This window comes from Novosphingobium sp. JCM 18896 (assembly GCF_025938095.1).
Lineage (GTDB): Bacteria > Pseudomonadota > Alphaproteobacteria > Sphingomonadales > Sphingomonadaceae > Novosphingobium.
In genome coordinates, this window is the sequence record NZ_JAPCZF010000006.1 from 197,598 (window position 1) to 213,723 (window position 16,126).

Below are 16,126 nucleotides of genomic sequence, written 5' to 3' on the forward strand. Positions count from 1 at the left end.
GCCGCCACAAACCCGCGACGATGCCGCAGCTCTCCCGCCTGACCGCCCGCTTCCTGGCCCACCCGCGCTGGTCCGCGCTGCTGCTCGGCGCCTTGGCCGCCTGCGGCTTCCAGCCGCTGTCGCTGTGGCCGCTGACCTTGCTGGCCATGGCCGGGCTGATCGAACTGATCGCCCGCGCGCCGACACGCAAGGACGCCGCGCTGATCGGCTGGCTGTTCGGCGTCGCGCATTTCAGCCTCGGCAACAACTGGATCGCCACGGCCTTCACCTATCAGGCGAACATGCCCGCCTGGCTCGGCGGCATCGCGGTGGTGCTGCTGTCGCTCTACCTCGCGGTCTATCCGATGCTGGCCGTGCTCGGCGGCTGGTGGCTGTCGCGGCGCACCGGTTCTCAGGGCGAGGCGGCCCTCCTGCCCGGCTTCGCCGCCTGCTGGATCATCAGCGAATGGCTGCGCGCCTGGGTCTTCACCGGCTTCGCCTGGAACCCGCTGGGCATGGTGCTGCTGGGCTCGTTCGACACGCCGGGCCTGGCCGGGCTCGCGCGCTGGAGCGGGACCTACGGACTTTCGGGGCTGGTCGTGATCCTGGCCGGCATGATCCGCCTGTGGCCCGCTATGGCGGCGCGCGCCGAACCCGGACGCCGCTGGCAGGTATGGGCGCCGGCGATCGCGCTGGCACTGGTGGTGACCTTGGCGATGGAAGTGCCGCGCGGCGATCTCGGCCAGGCGCGGGGCACGGTGCCCTTCACCCTGGTCCAGCCCGACATACGCCAGGAAGATCTCAACGATCCGCGCCAGTGGGAGGATCAGTTCCTCAAGACCGCCAGCTATACCGTACCCGAGCAACGCGGCCTGCGCCGCTTGGTGCTCTGGCCGGAATCGGGGGTGCCCGACTATCTGCGCGACGGTTATCCGGCACATCTCTACCGCGAGACCACCTACATGGCCGATGCCAGCCAGGCGCGCCGGCGCATCGGCCGCGTGATCGGCCCGGGCAGCCTGCTGCTGACCGGCGCGATCGATCTCGAGCTCGAAGGCCGCCAGCCGGTCGCCGCACGCAACGTCATCACCGCTATCGACGAAAACGGCGCGATCCGCGGTTCCTATGCCAAGGCGCACCTCGTGCCTTATGGCGAATACCTGCCGATGCGCTGGCTGCTCGAACCGCTCGGCGCCTCGCGGCTCGTCGCGGGCACGCTCGACTTCTGGCCCGGCCCCGGCCCGCACACGATCGACTTCGGCCCCTGGGGCAAGGCGGGCATGCAGATCTGCTACGAGATCGTCTTCTCGGGCGAAGTCGCCGATCGCGCGCATCGGCCCGACTACCTGTTCAACCCGACCAACGACGCCTGGTTCGGCACCTGGGGGCCCCCACAGCATCTGGCCCAGGCGCGGATGCGCGCGGTCGAGGAAGGCCTGCCCGTGCTGCGCGCGACGACCACGGGCATCAGCGCGGTGATCGACGCCGACGGCGTGGTCCGCCAGCACGTCCCGCGTCACGTCGCGCAGCGGCTCGACGGATTGATCCCGCCGGCCGCGGCGCCGACGCTCTTCGCCAGGCTCGGCAACATGCTTCCGCTTGCCTGGGCCGTATTTCTACTTACCCTCTCGGTGATTGCCTTGCAGCGCGCCAGGCGGTAGAGGGAAAGCCACATAAAGAATTCTTTATATCGGAATCCTACCCATGCGCAGCGATTACCTCTTCACCTCCGAAAGCGTTTCCGAAGGCCATCCCGACAAGGTTTCCGACCAGATCTCCGACGCGATCGTCGATCTGTTCCTGTCGAAGGATCCCGAAGCGCGCATCGCCTGCGAGACGCTGACGACGACGCAGCTCGTGGTGCTGGCCGGCGAAATCCGCGGCAAGGGCATCATGGATACCGAAGGCAACTGGGCCCCCGGCGTCAAGGACGAGGTCGAGCAGGTCGTGCGCGATACCGTGAAGCGCATCGGCTATGAGCAGGACGGGTTCCACTGGCAGACGCTGCGTTTCGAGAACAACCTGCACCCGCAGTCCGCGCATATCGCCCAGGGCGTCGATTCCTCGGGCAACAAGGACGAAGGCGCCGGCGACCAGGGGATCATGTTCGGCTACGCCGCCGACGACACCCCCGACCTGATGCCTGCGACGCTGTATTACAGCCACAAGATCCTCGAGCGCATGGCCGCCGATCGCCACTCGGGCGCCGCGCCGTTCCTCGAGCCCGACGCCAAGAGCCAGGTCACGCTGCGCTACGAAGGCAGCACGCCCGTCGCCTGCACGGCGATCGTCGTCTCGACCCAGCACGGCAAGGGCTATGACGCGGGCGAGAAGGAAGCCGAGCTTCATTCCTATGTGAAGAGCGTCATCGCCGACATTCTGCCCGCAGCGCTGCTGTCGGCCGAGACCGTGTATCACATCAACCCGACCGGCAGCTTCGAGATCGGCGGTCCCGACGGCGACGCCGGTCTGACCGGCCGCAAGATCATCGTCGACACCTACGGCGGCGCGGCCCCGCATGGTGGCGGCGCCTTCTCGGGCAAGGACCCGACGAAGGTCGATCGCTCGGCCGCCTATATCACCCGCTACCTGGCCAAGAACATCGTCGCCGCCAAGCTCGCGCAGCGCTGCACGATCCAGTTGGCCTATGCCATCGGCGTGTCGAAGCCGCTGTCGCTCTATGTCGACACCCACGGCACGGGGACGGTCGGCGACGACAAGATCGAGCAAGCGATCATGAGCATCGACGCCCTGGGCGGCCTGACCCCGCGCGCGATTCGCACGCACCTGGGCCTCAACAAGCCGATCTACCAGAAGACCGCCGCCTACGGCCACTTCGGCCGCAAGGCGGAAGGCGACTTCTTCCCTTGGGAAAAGACCGATCTGGTCGACCAGCTCAAGGCCGCTGTGGGCTGACCCCGACGCGGGCGGCGCGCCTCAGGGCGCGTCGTCTTCCAACCGGTGCATGTCGTCGTCGGACAGGCCGAAATGGTGGCCGATCTCGTGGACGACGACGTGGTTGATCAGGTCGCCTAGATCGACGCCGGTTTCCTGCCATTCGGCCAGCAGCGGCTGGCGATAGAGCGTGACCGTGGGCGGCATGTCGCCCGTCATCCAGACCGATTGCTCGCCGACCGGGCGACCGTGGTAGAGCCCCGTGAGCTCCCACTCGCTGTCGATGCCCATCGCGTCGAGCGTCTCGTCGTCGGCGAATTCCTCCACCTTGATGACGATGTCGCCGAGGTGCTCGCGGAATGGATCGGGCAGGCGGTTCAGCGCCTCGCGCGCCAGGCGTTCGAAGGTCGCGACGTCGGTCGATGTGGGGAAACGGCGGAACATGCCGCCAATATAGGAGCGCCGGCGCGGTACGGAACCGCGCCGACACACTATCTTACGCGATGGACTTACTTGGCGAGTTCGGCCTCGATCGCGCCGACCAGCGCGGGATCGTCGGGGGTCATCGCCGGCGCGAAGCGGCCCGCGACCGAACCGTCCTTGGCGATCAGGAACTTCTCGAAGTTCCACAGCACTTCGGGATCGTCGTTCGGGGTCATGCCGTAACCCTTGAAGCGTTCCTTCATGCCGTCGACGTCGCCCTGCTTGGTCGGCACAGCGGCGGTCAGCGCCTGGTAGAGCGGCTGCTTGTTCTCACCGGTGACGTCGGCCTTCGAGAACAGCGGGAACGAGACGCCGTAGTTGAGCGAGCAGAACTCGACGATCTCGTCGTTGGTGCCGGGCTCCTGCGCGCCGAAGTCGTTGGCGGGGAAGCCGAGGACCTCGAAACCCTTGTCCTTGTATTCCTTGTAGAGCTTCTCCAGCCCTTCGTACTGCGGGGTCAGGCCGCACTTCGAGGCGACGTTGACGACGAGCAGGACATTGCCCTCGTGCGCGCCGAGCGTGTCGGCCTTGCCGTCGATGCGGCTCAGCGGAATTGCGGAAATATCGGCCATGATCGCTTCTCCCAGAATTGCGTCGCGCGCTGTATGCGCGCGCTCCGTTACCGGGGCAAGACGGGTCAGGGAGTCGCGCGGAAGTCTGCGATCACTTCACCGGCCGCGGCCAGTTCGGCCTCGTGCTCGGCCTCGCGCCAAGTCTCGGCCAGGGCTTCGGCTTCCCACTGCAGCATAGCCGGATGGGCGAGGACCTGATCGACCCAGGCCTGGCCCTTGCCGACGTCGAGGCCGTAGGTGCGGATGCGGAAGGCCACCGGCGCGAAGAAGGCGTCGATCGCCGTGAAGTCCGCCCCGGCCAGCCAGGGTCCGCCGAAGCGCGCCAGCCCCGCCTCGAACAACTCGCGCAGCCGCGCAATCTCGCGCTGCAGTTGCGGGCGCATCGGCCGCGGCTTGACGCGCACGCCGACGTTCATCGTGCAATCGTTGCGCAGCGCCGAGAAGCCGCCGTGCATCTCGGTCACCGCGCATTGCGCAAAGCTGCGCGCGGCGGGATCGGTCGGCCAGACGCCGTCGTGCCGGTCGGCGAGATGGAGCACGATGCCCAGCGAGTCCCAGACCGTCGCGTCACCGTCGAGCAGGACAGGCACCTGCCCCGTCGGCGAGAAGGCGCGGAATGCGTCCCAATTGCTCGCCTGGGTGAAGGGCTCGACGCGATCGGCGAAAGGAATGCCCAGCGCCTGCATCAGCAGCCAGGGGCGCAGCGACCAGCTCGAATAGTTCCGGTTGGCCGTGATCAGCGTATAGGCCATCGCGGACGATCTCCCTCAGTCCAGCCCGTTCAATCGAGATAGTGCGCGGTCGTTTTCTCGCGAACCTCGGCGGCGGTGATCCCCGGCGCCAGTTCGATCAGGCGGAAGGCCGAGGCGTGATCGGCGCGCTGGAACACGGCGAGGTCGGTGATGATCATGTCGACCACGTTCTTGCCGGTCAGCGGCAGGGTGCAGGTCGGAATGAACTTGGCCGAGCCGTCCTTGGCGTTGTGTTCCATCACGACGATGATCTTCTTGACCCCGGCGACGAGGTCCATCGCCCCGCCCATGCCCTTGATCATCTTGCCCGGGACCATCCAGTTGGCGAGGTCTCCGTTCTCGGCCACTTCCATGCCGCCGAGCACGGCGAGGTCGATATGGCCGCCGCGGATCATGCCGAAACTGGTGGCGCTGTCGAAATAGGCCGAGTGCGCGACTTCGCTGATCGTCTGCTTGCCGGCATTGATCAGGTCGGGATCTTCCTCGCCCGCCCAGGGGAACGGACCGATGCCAAGCATGCCGTTCTCGCTCTGCAGGGTCACGGTCACGCCCTCGGGGACGTGGTTCGCCACCAAGGTCGGGATGCCGATGCCGAGGTTGACGTAGAAGCCGTCCTGCAGCTCACGCGCGGCGCGCGCCGCCATCTCATCACGAGTCCAGGGCATTCACTTCACTCCTTGGGCTGCAGGATCGGCCCAGCGCCTTTCGGCGGGGAACGTATCGTCCCAGCCGCTGCCGAGGCCGCTGCCGTAAACGGGATTGGGGAGCAAGAACCAGCGCCGCCCCCACAAGGCTTCGTAGGACGCCGTCATCGCCGCCTGCCGGCGCGTGGCCGCGGCCACGCCGGTCAGCGCATCGGTGAAGTCGCCGAGTTGGTCGCCGCCGAGCGCGACGACGCACCACTTGGCGGCGATCGCCAGGCGGCGGCCGTCCTTGCCCGACTTGCCGTCGACGTCACCCTTGAGGAACAGCGTTTCGCCGTGGCGGAATTCACCGAGGCCGGCAAAGGCCAGCGCCTTCGCGGTCTGCTCGGCCGAAGCGGCACCGCGGTTGGTGTTGATGATCGGCGTGACGTTCATCGCACGCAGCGCCGCAAAGGCCGCCTTGGCGCCGGGCACGGGATCGACCTTCTCGGCACCGGTCTGCTCCCAGCGCGCCCAGCGCGCGGGATTGTAGCCCTGCCCGGTCCGGGCATCGTTGTATTCGAAGCCGGTGTTGAGCACGGCCGTCTCGTCCATGTCGAACACCGCGGCCAGCGGCTTGCCCGCGCAGGACGGCACGGGCGTGCCCTCGGGCATCACGATCGCCGATTGCGGCGGCTTGCTGGTGGCCAGGTTCTGGCGCACGGCATCGACCAGCACGTTGTAGGCCTGGACGCTCAGCGCCGCGGCCTCGGCCGAGCCGTAGAGGTACTGCATGCCTTCGGGCGGCTTCTCCGCCGCCGCGGGGTTCGCCACCACGGCCGAAACGGGCACCGGCGCAGGCTGCGGCGCGGCAGCACAGCCCGCCAAAGCCAGGATCAGCGCCGGCGCCGGGTTCTTCACGCGGTTTCCTTCTCGCGAACCGTGCGGAATTCGATCTTCTTGTCGTAGGGGCTGCCGACGATCAGCCGCTGGACGAAGACGCCCGGCAGGTGGATCGCATCGGGATCGAGCGCGCCCGCAGGCACCACTTCCTCGACCTCGACGACGCAGACCTTGCCGCAGGTCGCCGCGGGCACGTTGAAATTGCGCGCGGTCTTGCGGAAGATCACGTTGCCGGTCTCGTCGGCCTTCCAGGCCTTGACCAGCGACAGGTCGGCGAAGATGCCGCGCTCGAGGATGTAGTCCTCGCCGTCGAATTCCTTCACTTCCTTGCCTTCGGCCACGAGCGTGCCGACGCCGGTCTTGGTGTAGAAGCCCGGGATGCCCGCGCCGCCCGCGCGCATGCGCTCGGCCAGAGTGCCCTGAGGGCAGAACTCGACCTCGAGCTCGCCGGCCAGGTACTGCCGCTCGAACTCCTTGTTCTCGCCGACGTAGCTGGCGATCATCTTGCGCACCTGCCGCGTGCGCAGCAGCTTGCCGATGCCCTCGTTGTCGATGCCGGCATTGTTCGAAGCGAAGGTCAGGTCCTTGACGCCGCTGTCGCGCACCGCGTCGAGCAGCCGCTCGGGAATGCCGCAAAGGCCGAAGCCGCCGCAGGCGATCAGGAGACCGTCGCGCAGCAGGCCGTCGAGCGCCGCTTCGGCCGTGGGGTAGAGCTTGTTCATGCAGCCTCCTCGAGGAGCGGGAGCGAGCCGGTTAGCGGATGCCCGCCCTTGCCGCAATTGCGATTGACCACGGCGGAAGCCAAAGGAACTATCGCCCCGAACGGAGGAGGCACGATGAAACCGCTCGGCATCGAGAGACTCGGCGTGTTCGGCATGCCGCCGGTCGAATTCGTGACCCTGGCCGCCGATCTCGGCTGCACCTCGGTCGGCATCGGCCTCGCGCCGACGCCAGAATACAATCCCGACGGCCATCCCGACTGGTCGCTGCGCGACGATCCGGCGTTGCGGCGCGATACCATCACCGCCTGCCGCGACCGCGGCGTGGCGATCGGCATCGTCGAGGGCTTCGCCGTGCTGCCCGGCCGCACCCCGCGCGACTTCGCCGCCGATCTCGACCTCGTCGCCGAGCTCGGCTGCCACCGCATCAACGTGGTCAGCGTGGGCAAGGAGATAGGGCAGGCGATCGACGGCTTCGCCGCGCTGGCCGAACTGGCGGCGGCGCGCGGCCTCGCAGTCAGTGCCGAAATGGGTTCGCTCGGCCCGCTCGACCGCATCGCGCCGGCACTCGCAGTGGTCCGCGCCGTCGATGCCGCGAATTTCTCGCTGCTGATCGATTCGATGCACTTCTTCCGCCTGGGCAACACGCTGGCGGACCTCGCCGCGCTCGACCCGGCACTGATCGGCTACGCCCAGCTCGCCGACGCGCCCTGGGCCCCGAGCTTCGAGACCTATATCGAAGAAGCGATGTTCGAGCGTATGATCCCCGGCGAGGGCGAATTGCCGCTGCGCGAATTCCTGGCACTGCTACCCGAAGGTATCACCGTGAGCCTCGAGATCCCGCTACGGTCGCTGGCCGAGCAAGGCGTGAACGCGCACGAAAGGACGAAGCGCTGCGTCGAGGCCGCGAGAATGCTCGGCTTCTGACCGACTAGACCGCCGAGCAACTCAAGCCGGCTCGGCGTTCGCCGTCGCGGGAACCAAGTCGACATAGAGCTTGGTCAGACCGCGCACGATGTAGCTGGGTTCGTAGTCGAAGCGCCGATCACCGGCCGGCCCGTGCGCCCGCTCGGAGATTTTGAGGTCGGCGGTGTGTTCGAAGAAGCGATCGAACAACACGCGGACTTCGGCGCGGGCGAGCGGATTGCCGATGCAGGTGTGTGCACCGCGACCGAAGGCCAGGTGCTCCTTGATCTTCGGGCGATCGAGCCGAAACGCATTGGGATCTTCCCAGCGGCTGGGGTCCCGACTGCCGCCGGCGAGCGAGATGACGACGCGCTTGCCCGCCGGCAGCTCCATGTCGCCGATGCGGGTGGACTTGCGGGTCAGGCGGTGGGTGACCTTCGACGAACCTTCCAGCCGCAGCATCTCCTCCATGAACGGCGCGATCTTGCTGCGATCGGCGCGGAGCTGGGCCTGCAGTGCGGGGTTTTCGCCCAGGAAGCGCATCGAATTGCCGATCAGCTTGGCCGAGGTGTCCTGCCCCGCGGCGAACAGGAAGATCGCGAGCATCACCAGTTGCTCGACCGTCGGCTCCGACCCATCGGGGAACTTCGCCGTGGCGAGTTCGGTCATCACGTCCTCGCGCGGATTGGCGCGCCGATCGATGATCCAGCCGGCGAACATCGGCGCGACCTTTTCGGCGATCGGCTGCAGCGATGCACCGGCATCGGCATCGTCGACGGCACCCGGCAGCGGCGCATTGGCCAGGATCTCCGTGATCTCCGCGCGCGCTTCCTCGGGCACGCCCAGCAGATCGGCGATCACATAGGTCACATAAGGCGTGGCCAGTTCGTGCATCAGCTCGCAACCGCCTTTCGCCACGACCTCGGCGATCATGCGGTCGGCCAGGCCGAGCATATAGGCCTCGTTGGCCTTGAGCCGCGAGGGCGTGAACAGCCGGTTGACCAGCTGACGCCAGGCGGAATGGTCGGCACCGTCCATCGACAGGAACGTCTCGTGGCCGACGAACTGGTGATGATGCGCGGCGATCTGGCCGGTGATGTCGTCACCCTCAGGCTCGAAGGGCAGCGGCGCGGTGGGGCCAGCGGCCGAGATCACCGCGGAGAAGTGTTCCCCGTCGAGCAGGACCTGGGTCGCCTCGGCAAAGCCGGTGATCATCACGAAGTCGTGATTCTCCATCTGCCGAACCGAGGCCTGCGATCGCACGGCCTCCAGGACCTCGTAGGGATCGAGCAGGACCGAATGGTCGGTGAAGAAGTCGGGTTCCTTGAAATCTTCGGTCATCGCGCAAGCTCTCTCCTGGCCAATGGACTCCGCCATTGCTGACCACTTGCTTAGCAAGCTTGAGAGCGATCGCAAGCCATCGTGCGATCGGTCGCGAACAGGGTTGAAATGAATCTTTCTCGCGCCGCGATGTCACATCCGGCGATCCGAGCTCGTCTAGACCGCAAACGCCGACGAACGGCGTTCGGAGAACAAAGCTCATGCCACAGAAGATCGTGATCGCCGGTTCCGGATTTGCCGGATTGTGGGCCGCCCTTGCCGCCGCGCGCACCATTGCGCTGGCCGGCAAGCAGGACGAGATCGACGTGCTCGTCGTTTCGCCGACGCCCAAGCTCGTGATCCGTCCGCGCCTCTACGAGGCGGAACTCGACAACATGAATCCGGATATCGGAGAACTGCTGGCCACCGTCGGTGTCCAGCACCTGGCCGGCTTCGTCGAGAAGATCGATGCCGATGCGCGCAAGCTCAAGGTCATGCTCGTCGCAGGCGGCAGCGAGACGATCGCTTACGACCGGTTCGTGCTCGCCACGGGAAGCCAGTTGTACCGCCCGAACGTGCCGGGCCTGGCCGAACACGCGTTCGATGCCGATCAGTTCGACAGCGCCCAGGCGCTCGACGCCCATCTCAAGGCGCTGATCCGTCAGCCCGAAAGCACCGCCCGCAATACCGTCGTCGTCGCCGGCGGCGGCCTGACGGGGCTGGAGGCGGCCACCGAGATGCCGATCCGGCTGCGCGCAGCCCTGGGCGAAGAGGCGGCCTTTCGGGTCGTCCTTATCGACACCGCCGACACGCCCGGCGGATCCTTGGGCGACGAGGCAGCCCCCTATTTCGCCGAAGCGCTCGATTTCGCCGGGGTGGAGGTGCGTACCGGGGTGCGCGTGACCGCCATCGACGCGACCGGCGTCACGCTGTCGTCCGGCGAAAGGATCGAGACGCACACGGTGATGTGGACCGCCGGCATGCGCGCCAACGCTCTCGCCGCGCAGGTCCCTGGCGAGAAGGACGAGATCGGCCGGGTGGTCGGCGACGCCTATCTGCACGCACCGGCGGCCAGCGGCATCTTCGTGACCGGCGACACGGTGCGCGCCGCGACCGACGAGCTCGGCAACGTCAGCGCCATGTCATGCCAGCACGCGCTCAGCCTCGGCCGGGTGGCCGGACACAATGCCGCCGCCGAACTCGTCGGCAGTCCGCTCCATCCTTACAGCCAGCCGAAGTACGTGACCTGCGTCGACCTGGGCGACTGGGGCGCGCTCTATACCGAAGGCTGGGATCGGCAGGTGCGCCTCACCCGAGCCGAAGCGAAGGCGCTCAAGCAGGAAATCAACCGCGTGTGGATCTATCCGCCCGCTGCCGACCGCGATGCCGTCTTCGCAGTCGCCAATCCCGACTTCGTCATCGTCCCCTGAGGCGGCGATCCGGTCCAAACCCAACTCACCATGACTCGCGCAAGGCCGACCGCCGATGCGGCCTTGCGCGACGCCTACGAGGATATGAGGGACCCGGCATCCGGGCCATGGGCCCGTCTTTGCAAAGGCCTTACGAGGCTCAAGTTCACTCCAGATTGGAGCCAATAGAACGGGCTATTAGGCAATACGCAACACATGCAATGCGACACGATCACGCAGACATCGTCATCCAGGCCAATGATGTCGGAAGCGCGCCGTCGCGTTTGGGAAGTTGTGTTATGACCACTGCAGTACTCGTACACACCGTATCGCAGCCTCGGCTACCACAACGCGATCTCGATACGATTCGCGAGACGGTACTGTTCAATAAGTCTTCCGGATCGAGCATATTGAAGACAGTAAAAGATGAAAACGCCCCCGACCTCGTCCAGATACGGCAGACTCCCAGCCTGATGGGGCTCTATTCCGCCGTGAGCAGCGTCGATCCCAATCGGAATCAAAAAATCCATTTCGTGAAATACTTGACGCTGGGCAACACGCCCGCTTCCGCGCCTTCTGCCGCTTCGACGCCACTGATGGTCTCGCCCAACGTATCGGCGATGAGCGCCGAAGTCCTCGCCAAGAACCGTCACGCGCTGGAGGCCCACGGCTATAGCGCGCAGGAGACGATCGATCTCTACGCCTACGATCTCACCAAGCGCGTGAACGCCAGCCTGGAACGCAACGGCTACGCCAACTTCTCGGGATCGTGGGGCGATCGGTCGACAACCGACGTGAACGAATACGTCGGATGGCTCTATCAGGCCGTGGCCGCGGAAGAGCGCATGCCGGATGTGGCCGAGGCACATGGCTCGGTGACGCTATCCGCAACCAATTCTTCCGGACCCATAGCCGAAACCGAACTGGCAGATCTGAAAGACGACGTGCTCGCCGCCCTGGCGATCGAGCGGGGCTGAATATCGGGGCGTGGGCAAGCCCAGGCAGGTTGCAGGGACGAAGCGAGTGTCGAGGACAATCCGATGACGAAATCGGGCGACGACGAGGCGGCCAAGCCGAGCTGGCCGCGAAAGCTATGGGACGCATTTGCCAACTTCGCGGCCACGGACGTCGGAGACGCGGCCTACGTCGCCGATCGCGTTGCCGAGGTCGAAGCGCGCTTGCTGGAAATGGAAAGACAGTTCGGGCTCAGCGCGCTCGACGCCGACGATGACGCTCGCGCGGCTAGGCCCGCTCCGATCCTGGACCGACACGAAAATCGCCCCCGAAACAACGCCGCTTGCCAATGACCAACGATACGCCTAGCATCTGGGATGCAATGACCAGCCAGCCGAACCAGTTCTTTTGGTACTTTAGCTATCCGACGCCCTTGGCGGACGGAGGTTTCGGCTTGGCCTGATCATCAGGCGATACGACACCAACCAGCCGCCAGTCTTGGCGGCTTTTTTTGTCGCCGGACTGCCCGCTCTTACTCGGGAAGAATCATGCCACAGTCCACCGACGACGTCCGCATTCGCGAAATCCAGGAACTGAGTCCCCCCGCCGAAATCATGGCCGAACTCGTGCGCACCGATGCCGTCGCCGCGACGGTCACCGCGGCGCGCAAAGCCGTCCACGACATACTCGCGGGCGACGACGACCGCCTGCTCGTCGTGGTCGGCCCCTGCTCGGTCCACGACACCAAGGCCGCGCTCGAATATGCCGAACTGCTCGCCTCCGAGCGGCGCCGGCTGGGCGACGACCTCGAAATCCAGATGCGGGTCTACTTCGAGAAACCCAGGACGACCGTCGGCTGGAAAGGGCTGATCAACGACCCCGCGCTCGACGGCACCTTCCGGATCAACGAGGGGCTGCGGATTGCGCGCGAGTTGCTCCTCACCGTCAACGGCATGGGCCTTCCCGCGGCTTCGGAATTCCTCGACGTCATCACCCCGCAGTACATCGCCGACCTCGTCAGCTGGGGCGCGATCGGCGCGCGGACGACCGAAAGCCAGATCCATCGCGAAATGGCCTCGGGCCTTTCCTGCCCTATCGGCTTCAAGAACGGCACGGCGGGCGACATCCAGATCGCGCTCGACGCGATCGTCGCCGCCTCCCAGCCGCACCATTTCCTGGCCGTCACCAAGGAAGGCCACGCGGGCATCGCCAACACCACGGGCAATGAGGATTGCCACGTCGTGCTGCGCGGCGGTCACGAACCGAACTACGACGCCGCGCACGTCGCCGCGACCTGTGCCGCGCTCGCCAAGCGCGGCCTAAAGCAGAAGCTCATGATCGACGCCAGCCATGCCAACAGCGCCAAGCGCCCGGAAAATCAGCCGGCCGTCGTGACCGACATCTGCGCGCAACTCGCGAGCGGCGACACCGGCATCATGGGGGTCATGATCGAAAGCAACCTCGTCGCCGGGCGGCAGGACCTGAAGCCGGGCGAGCCGCTGACCTATGGCCAGAGCATCACCGACGGATGCGTCGACTGGGCGACCACCGCGACGCTTCTCGACGAGTTGGCCGCAGCCGTCCGCGCGAAGCGCCTGACCCGCAACGCCCGAGCGAACGTCGCGCAGCCGAGCTTCGCCTGACCGCGAGAAATTCGGGATATATCCGCCCACAGGCGAGCGGCATCCCTGTTCGACCGTCTTTCGGGAAATTCGAGAGACGGTCGAACGATAGCCGCCCTCCCCACAGGGGAAAGCTCTTTCCTTCGATCTGTCGGATTTCCCTAGGGAAGGGATGGTGCTTAGGTGACTCGAACACCTGACCCCATCATTACGAAACAGAGGGAAACACGCAACAACTGTGGCATGTTTACTGCACTTTGGAGCCCAATTTGCCTACCACGATGCGGCTTACCCAAGGAGGTCCCAAAATGCCGTGAAGCCCGATCTCCCCGCTTACTGAGCCAAAGTGCTTTCCTTCGATTCGGACATTGGAATCGTCCCGGTCCAGCCCCACAAGCCATTCCCCGCTGGCTGTACACAAGCGTCGCAGAACCGAGAGTCGACGAGCGCGTTCCCGCAGGCTGATGGCTCTTTCCACCCCATGCGCCATCGCCTAAAGAGGCTAGCCATGGGGGAAATCAAGACCGATCGCCGCAGGAGGGAAACTTGTTGGTGGGAACCGACTTATGACCCGGACCTAGTAGGCAAGCTCGCGGAGGGCGTATGGGATTTCGCGCACGCCCGTGGCCCCACGCGCTGCTTCTTCCGAGATGACGGCTATCAGGACGCAGCCAAGGCATCGCGCCACAAGTTTTCGGATGTGACCTTCACTGATTGTGATTTTGGTGGGTTTTTTGTCCTTGAGATCCAAGTCGCCTTCAATGGATGCACCTTTGTAAACTGCGATTTTGGCCTGACGACATGGAAGAATGTAAAATTCTCAAATTGCAAATTCACGAAATGCTCCTTTGGCCAGACAGTTTTCACCAATTGCGAATTTCGCGGCTGCAAATGGGCAGATATAGGCTTGTCTCCCAATATGCTTGAGCTGAATTCTACATACATTAGCAATGCTTCTGAACTAATCTCCGCGGCCTATACAAATCTTGACGAGAGCGTTCTCTCAAATAAGAAAGTTCGCCGTGAGGATCAGGTTGTTAAACTTGAACACACCAAGGCGACCATTTCACGACGCATTCTTCGAAATCTTCAAGAAGAGGGAGATGAGGGTGCATTTTACGATGCTGTCAAGACCTTCCAAATTCAACAGGCCCGCGCCCGCCGCTTTCAAGCACGACAAGATACGGCGGACAATCCCGGAATCCTGTTGTCAAGAAGTAGACTTCTGCACCTTAGCTGGACGACAGAAGAATTTATTTTAAAAATTATCGGGAAACTTAATGACTGGGGAGCAAGCATTGTAAGGCCGCTCGCCATGACTATAGCCCTTACCGTGCTAATGTCATGCATTTACAACTGGCTTTGCACTCCACAGATTTTTCCTCACGCCGCACTTCAGAGAAGTTTTGATATTACGATCCTGGCTGGGTACAGTAATTATGGCAGTGAAAAAGACAAATTGACTTATTTTATACAAAATTTGCATGTTGCACTGGCCACACTTTTTCATGCCATCACATTCACAACCATTGTTACAAGGCTCGTCCGGGTTCGCTGATGCTTCTATCCCTTATTCTTTACGGAAGTCGTGCGCGCGGCGACCATCAGCTGCGCTCTGACGTCGATCTACTCGGCGTCGTTGAGGGCGGCATGATACACAAAGAGGTGTCCAAGCGCGGCGCGAGCTTTTACCACTATCCAGCCCCTACTTTGCTTGATAAGTCGAGATCCGGCGATCTATTTCTTCTTCATTTAGTTAGCGAAGGAAAAGTTCTTCATGACACGATGAATTTTTTTGAACGCGTCAAAGATGAATTTACATTCCGAGTTTCGTACGAAGAGGAGGTACGCGAGGCCCACCTAATATTGCGGTTCGTGCAGTCCCGTCCCTCATTACTTCAGCGCAAAAAGGGCAGAAAACGCCTAATCTGGGGTATGCGGACGATCCTGATCGCCCGCTGCGCCGAGCAGGGTCAAGCCCGGTTTTCGTCATCTGCTCTAGAAGAAAAAAGCGGCTACAACGGCCTCAAAGCGCTTATCGATGGCAGAAACACAGCAGATATTGATGCGCTATTGAAGGCTTCCGATTTTATTGTAACAAAATTTGGAAACCCTCAAATAGACAAGGAGTGGCCATCGGAACTAAAGGCGCAGCGAGATCTTCTAAGATTATCCGGGGGCATTGCGAAGAATACCACAGAACTGGGGGCGCTGTTTCGTTTCAGAGACACCCTGCCAACGCCCAGCGACGAATTTTATGAATAAATGATTGAGATTGATTGATTTAGCGCGCCGGTATTTGACTGATCTTAAGCGTTTGCGGCTCGGGCTGGGGAGCATCGATTAGGCAGGGCTGTAGCTTCGATTTAACATAACGGACCTTATCGTCGCCATCCGACATCCGGGATCAGCCGCCTTTTCGAGCAGCCACTAAGCGTTGAACCTCTGGACGCAATACGTTGATCCACACGTTCACCGTGTGTCGCAGCCAGGCATATGCTGCCGCCCGGCTCTCGGCTGACTGCAAATCGCCGACATGTTGTTCGTCCCCAATGGTAACCCTTCCCCGAACGGTCTTCAACGAGGCGTTGCCACCCAGGCTTGGAGCAAGCTTCTCAAAATACTCAACGATCGCCTTACCCGCCTCCTCACCAAGCTCTCCGCGCGTCCAACCGAGGGTCACCCCCACGTTTCCAAGCTTCAAATCTCGCCAAACCGTCAGCCAGCTGCTTCCGCCGGGTGCAGGTAACGAGAACGTGATGTAGCCTTGCTTCGCCGGGTTAGGGAGGGGCTGCGCTTGATCGTCCAGCCTCAGGTTGCTCAGAAACTCAGACCAAAACGCCTGTCTTTCCAAGCTGAGCGCCGAGGGACCGGGATCGGCGTGCAATAGGGGACCAGGGTTTGATGCGCGCTTACGCCGTGGCGGGATGGCGGAGGGCGTAGCCCGGAGGCATCCCGCCACGGCGTAAATCGCCTTCTTTTCCAGGTG

Annotated in this window: 17 protein-coding genes; 9 read left to right on the forward strand and 8 right to left on the reverse strand. The window is 63.8% G+C overall.

The genetic code is table 11. From position 1 onward, the window contains the following. Positions 1–20 precede the first annotated feature (20 nt). Positions 21–1,640: an apolipoprotein N-acyltransferase gene (gene lnt, locus OLX23_RS20795; RefSeq protein WP_264447060.1), complete on the forward strand. Its 1,620-nt coding sequence runs from the start codon at positions 21–23 to the stop codon at positions 1,638–1,640. A 43-nt stretch (positions 1,641–1,683) separates the two neighbouring features. Next, the gene (gene metK / locus OLX23_RS20800) at positions 1,684–2,895 is read left to right on the forward strand and encodes a methionine adenosyltransferase (protein ID WP_264447061.1); all 1,212 of its coding nucleotides are present in this window, start codon (positions 1,684–1,686) and stop codon (positions 2,893–2,895) included. A 21-nt stretch (positions 2,896–2,916) separates the two neighbouring features. On the opposite strand, the gene OLX23_RS20805 is transcribed toward metK, so the two are convergent. From OLX23_RS20805 to OLX23_RS20830, 6 genes are all read right to left on the reverse strand, one after another. After that, a complete protein-coding gene (locus tag OLX23_RS20805) occupies positions 2,917–3,318 on the reverse strand; it encodes a metallopeptidase family protein (RefSeq protein ID WP_264447063.1) in 402 nt (133 codons plus the stop codon). Between the two features lie 65 nt (positions 3,319–3,383). Continuing rightward, the gene (locus OLX23_RS20810) at positions 3,384–3,929 is read right to left on the reverse strand and encodes a glutathione peroxidase (RefSeq protein WP_264447064.1); all 546 of its coding nucleotides are present in this window, start codon (positions 3,927–3,929) and stop codon (positions 3,384–3,386) included. Between the two features lie 65 nt (positions 3,930–3,994). Continuing rightward, the gene (locus OLX23_RS20815; protein WP_264447065.1) at positions 3,995–4,681 is read right to left on the reverse strand and encodes a glutathione S-transferase family protein; all 687 of its coding nucleotides are present in this window, start codon (positions 4,679–4,681) and stop codon (positions 3,995–3,997) included. A 29-nt stretch (positions 4,682–4,710) separates the two neighbouring features. Then, positions 4,711–5,346 carry a CoA transferase subunit B gene (locus OLX23_RS20820; RefSeq protein ID WP_264447067.1) on the reverse strand — a complete coding sequence of 212 codons (636 nt, stop codon included), beginning with the start codon at positions 5,344–5,346 and terminating at the stop codon, positions 4,711–4,713. Then, positions 5,347–6,225, reverse strand: a complete 879-nt coding sequence (locus OLX23_RS20825; protein ID WP_264447069.1) for a 5'-nucleotidase, lipoprotein e(P4) family — start codon at positions 6,223–6,225, stop codon at positions 5,347–5,349. Further along, positions 6,222–6,929, reverse strand: coding sequence for a CoA transferase subunit A (locus OLX23_RS20830; RefSeq protein WP_264447071.1), 708 nt, complete (start codon positions 6,927–6,929; stop codon positions 6,222–6,224). Before OLX23_RS20830 ends, OLX23_RS20825 begins: the two co-directional genes overlap by 4 nt. Before the next feature lie 114 nt (positions 6,930–7,043). Here OLX23_RS20830 and OLX23_RS20835 point away from each other — a divergent pair, with 114 nt between their 5' ends. Further along, the gene (locus OLX23_RS20835; RefSeq protein WP_264447072.1) at positions 7,044–7,853 is read left to right on the forward strand and encodes a sugar phosphate isomerase/epimerase family protein; all 810 of its coding nucleotides are present in this window, start codon (positions 7,044–7,046) and stop codon (positions 7,851–7,853) included. A 21-nt stretch (positions 7,854–7,874) separates the two neighbouring features. Here the strand turns inward: OLX23_RS20835 and OLX23_RS20840 are convergent, their stop codons facing one another. Next, positions 7,875–9,173, reverse strand: coding sequence for a cytochrome P450 (locus OLX23_RS20840; RefSeq protein ID WP_264447073.1), 1,299 nt, complete (start codon positions 9,171–9,173; stop codon positions 7,875–7,877). A 200-nt stretch (positions 9,174–9,373) separates the two neighbouring features. Between OLX23_RS20840 and OLX23_RS20845 the strand changes: the two genes are divergently transcribed. From OLX23_RS20845 to OLX23_RS20870, 6 genes are all read left to right on the forward strand, one after another. Then, positions 9,374–10,582, forward strand: coding sequence for an NAD(P)/FAD-dependent oxidoreductase (locus tag OLX23_RS20845; RefSeq protein ID WP_264447075.1), 1,209 nt, complete (start codon positions 9,374–9,376; stop codon positions 10,580–10,582). 278 nt (positions 10,583–10,860) lie between these two features. Beyond that, positions 10,861–11,538 carry a hypothetical protein gene (locus OLX23_RS20850; RefSeq protein ID WP_264447076.1) on the forward strand — a complete coding sequence of 226 codons (678 nt, stop codon included), beginning with the start codon at positions 10,861–10,863 and terminating at the stop codon, positions 11,536–11,538. Between the two features lie 63 nt (positions 11,539–11,601). Beyond that, the gene (locus tag OLX23_RS20855) at positions 11,602–11,868 is read left to right on the forward strand and encodes a hypothetical protein (RefSeq protein WP_264447077.1); all 267 of its coding nucleotides are present in this window, start codon (positions 11,602–11,604) and stop codon (positions 11,866–11,868) included. A 195-nt stretch (positions 11,869–12,063) separates the two neighbouring features. Then, positions 12,064–13,158, forward strand: coding sequence for a 3-deoxy-7-phosphoheptulonate synthase (locus tag OLX23_RS20860; protein ID WP_264447078.1), 1,095 nt, complete (start codon positions 12,064–12,066; stop codon positions 13,156–13,158). 487 nt (positions 13,159–13,645) lie between these two features. After that, complete coding sequence (locus tag OLX23_RS20865) at positions 13,646–14,695, forward strand: pentapeptide repeat-containing protein (protein ID WP_264447079.1); 1,050 nt, start codon at positions 13,646–13,648, stop codon at positions 14,693–14,695. Beyond that, complete coding sequence (locus OLX23_RS20870; RefSeq protein WP_264447080.1) at positions 14,695–15,402, forward strand: nucleotidyltransferase domain-containing protein; 708 nt, start codon at positions 14,695–14,697, stop codon at positions 15,400–15,402. The genes OLX23_RS20865 and OLX23_RS20870 overlap by 1 nt, the downstream gene beginning before the upstream one ends. Before the next feature lie 142 nt (positions 15,403–15,544). Here the strand turns inward: OLX23_RS20870 and OLX23_RS20875 are convergent. Then, positions 15,545–16,126, reverse strand: a 582-nt coding sequence (locus OLX23_RS20875) for a hypothetical protein (RefSeq protein WP_264447082.1), incomplete at its 5' end; no start/stop codon positions are given.